General features: G+C 68.8%; 1 protein-coding gene and 1 pseudogene. Both read left to right on the top strand.

The window, feature by feature from the left end:
* Positions 1-1,548: pseudogene (locus LO50_RS22280) on the top strand (exodeoxyribonuclease V subunit gamma); the annotation flags it as partial.
* Positions 1,545-3,279 (top strand): UvrD-helicase domain-containing protein (locus tag LO50_RS22285; RefSeq protein ID WP_044316403.1); only part of this gene is annotated, 1,735 nt, incomplete at its 3' end. The pseudogene LO50_RS22280 and the gene LO50_RS22285, both read left to right, overlap by 4 nt.

Here is a 3,279-nt window from a genome sequence, read left to right on the forward strand (position 1 = left end):
CTGCGCGATCAGGCGCAGGCCGCCGACCTCACCCGGCCCATCGAGCTGGAACTGGTGCACCAGCAGCTCAGCGCCGCGCTGCAGCAGGGCGGCGGCGCCTCGGGCTTTCTCACCGGCGCGGTGACCTTCTGCACCATGGTGCCGATGCGCAGCTTGCCGTTCCGCGTGGTCTGCCTGCTTGGGCTGGACGATGGGGCCTTTCCCCGGCGTACGCCGCCGTCGGGTTTCGATCTGATCGGTCGCCATCCACGCCGCGGCGACCGTGCCCGGCGGCTGGATGATCGCTACCTGCTGCTGGAAACCCTGCTTTCGGCGCGCGAAGCGTTGTACCTGTCCTATGTCGGCTGCGACCCGCGCGACAACGCCGTGCTGCCGCCTTCGGTGCTGCTCAGCGAAGTGCTGGAGGCAGTGGACATGACCGCCGAACTGCCCGTTGCGCAGGCTTCCGAGCATACAGGCGAGTCCGCACCCAAGACCGCCAGCCAGAAAATTCTCGTCGCCCACCCGCTGCAGCCGTTCTCGCCGCGCAATTTCGGCGACGGGCTCTGCGCCGGTTTCTCCTCGCCCTGGTTTCGCGCCGCCGGGCGTCTGGCCGAGCCACCGCAGACTCAGCCGCAGCCGTTTGCCAGCTTGCTCGCGGAACCCGACGAGGCCTGGCTGACCATCGAGCCGTCGCAGCTGTTGCAGTGCTTCCGCCATCCCGCACGCTTTCTGCTCGAGCAGCGCCTGGGTCTGCGTCTGGCCGACGACCAGGAGTCGCTCGCCAGTGATGAGCCGTTCGATCTGGAGATGCCAGCCTGGAACGGCCTGCGGCGCCTGTCGCTGCAGGCCATGGAACACGGCTGGAGCGATGAAGACGAACGGCGCATGGCCTGTGCCGCTGGTTGGCTCCCCACCGGCGAGCTGGGCCAGGCGCTGTGGGGCAAGCTGCGCGGGCCGGTGCGTGCCTTCGCGCCGCGCCTGTTCGAACTGCGCCCGGACGCCGTGCCCGAGCCGCTGCCGGTGGATATCACCCTGGCCGGCGTGCGCGTGCATGGCTGGCTCGACGGCGTGACCCCGGCCGGGCTGTTCGGCTGGAAGCTCGGCCGCCTCGGCGAATGGGACCTGCCGCCGTTCTGGCTGCGTCATCTGCTGCTCAACCTGTCCGCCACGCCCGATATCGAGCGCCACAGCCTGATGCTATCGCCCTCCGGTGACTGGCAGCTGGGGCCGCTGGCCAATGCCGCGCAGCTGCTCGAACCCTGGCTGGCGGCCTATCGCTGCGCCATCCGCGAACCGCTGCCGTTGCTGCCGCGTAGCAGCCATGCCTTCGCCAAGGGCTATCGCAAGCCGGCCCGCGGCAGTGAACCGCTCGACTGCGCCCGCAAGCGCGCCCGCGAAGCCTGGCTGGGTGCCGAGTTCAGCCCCATCGCCGCCGAGGCCGAAGACCCCTGGAACGCCTTGGCCTTCCGCGACCGCGATCCGCTGGACCAGCGTTTCGAAACGCTGGCTCAGGAATTGATCGGCCCTGCGCTGGATGCCTTGGCGCAAGACGAGGAGGAAGCATGAAACTCGACCTGCTCGATTCGCCCTTCGACGGCCGCTCGCTGATCGAGGCCAGCGCCGGCACCGGCAAGACCTGGACGCTCACCGCGCTCTACGCCCGCCTGCTGCTGGAGCGGCAGCTGTCGGTGGGGCAGATCCTGGTGGTCACCTACACCACCGCCGCCACCGCCGAGCTGCGCGAGCGTATCCGGGCGCGGCTGGCCGACCTGCTGGCCGTCTATGAAGGCACGCCGAGCAGCGACGATTTCCTCAAACGCCTACACGCCCGCTATCCCGACGAAGCCTCGCGGCGGCGCCTGTTGCTGGCCGTGCACGGTTTTGACGAGGCGGCGATCTTCACCATTCACGGCTTCTGCCAGCGCGCCTTGCAGGACGCCGCCTTCGAGGCCGGGGGCGATTTCGACAGCGAGCTGACCGCCGATGACCGCGAGATGATCGATGCGCTGCTCGCCGATGCCTGGCGCAGCGAGCTGGCCGATGCCGACCCGGCCTGGGCGCGCTTCCTGGCCAAGAGCCGCATCACACCGGTGTGGCTGCGCCAGCGGCTGCGCAGTCATCTGGGCAAGCCTTACTTGCGCGTGGAACCGCAGGGTGCGCCGGTTGCCGCCGACCTGCGTCCGGTCGAGGCCGCCTGGCAACGCGCCGCCGATCTGTGGAGAGAAGCGGGTACCGCCTGGATCGCCGAGCTTCAGGCCCACGGTGGGCTCAGCCAAAGCACCCACAAAGGCATTAAGTTCGAGCCCTGGCGGAGCGAGCTCGACGCCTATTTTGCCGACCCGGCCGTGATGTTCGATCTACCCGATGGCGCGGCCAAGTTCGGCGTGCGCGCCTTGAGCAAGGCCTGCAAGAAGGGCTTCGACGCGCCGGTGTGCGAGTTGGCCCATGCGCTGGACGAGCTGGCCGATCAGGTGGCCGAGGCATTGCCAGCGGGCAAGCAACGGCTGATCGCCCTGCAGGTCGCGCTGCTGGAACGGCTCAACCGCGAGCTGCCGGAGCGCAAGGCGGCGCAGCGGCTGTTGGCCTTCGATGATCTGCTCAATCGCCTGGATCTGGCACTGAAAGGCCCGGTCGGCGAAGACCTGGCGGCCTCGCTGCGCGCCACCTATCCGCTGGCGCTGATCGACGAATTCCAGGACACCGACCCGATCCAGTACGCCATCTTCAACCGCATCTATGCCAAGGCGGGCGAGGCGTCGCTGTGTTTTGTCGGCGACCCCAAGCAAGCGATCTACGCCTTCCGCGGGGCGGACCTTGCAACCTATATGACGGCCAAGCAGCAGGCCGATCGCGAGCCCTTCAACCTGCCGACCAATTACCGCTCGACGCCGGCGCTGATCGCCGCGCTGAACCAGCTGTTCGATCATCCACAGCCGTTCGCCCAACCTGATCTGCGCTATCCAGCAGTAGGCGCGACCGACAAGCCGCGTGCGAGCTTGCGGCTGGTGGAGGAGGGCGAGGCGGCGCCGCTGTCGCTCGTCTGGCTGGGCGACGATCCGCTCGGCAAGGGCGAAGCCGCGCAGCTGGCGGCGAGCGACACTGCCCGGCGTATCGCCCTGCAACTGGCAGGCGCCGCGGAAGGGCGCGCCGGTTTCGACAAGGAAGGTGTGTTTACTCCGCTGAAAGGTGGCGATATCGCCGTGCTGGTGGCCAACCACCGCCAGGCCGGGATGATCGCCGACGAGCTGGCGGCGCGCGGTGTGCCCAGCGTGCGCCGCGGGCGTGACAGCGTCTGGC

Source organism: Stutzerimonas stutzeri (assembly GCF_000935215.1).
Classification (GTDB): domain Bacteria; phylum Pseudomonadota; class Gammaproteobacteria; order Pseudomonadales; family Pseudomonadaceae; genus Stutzerimonas.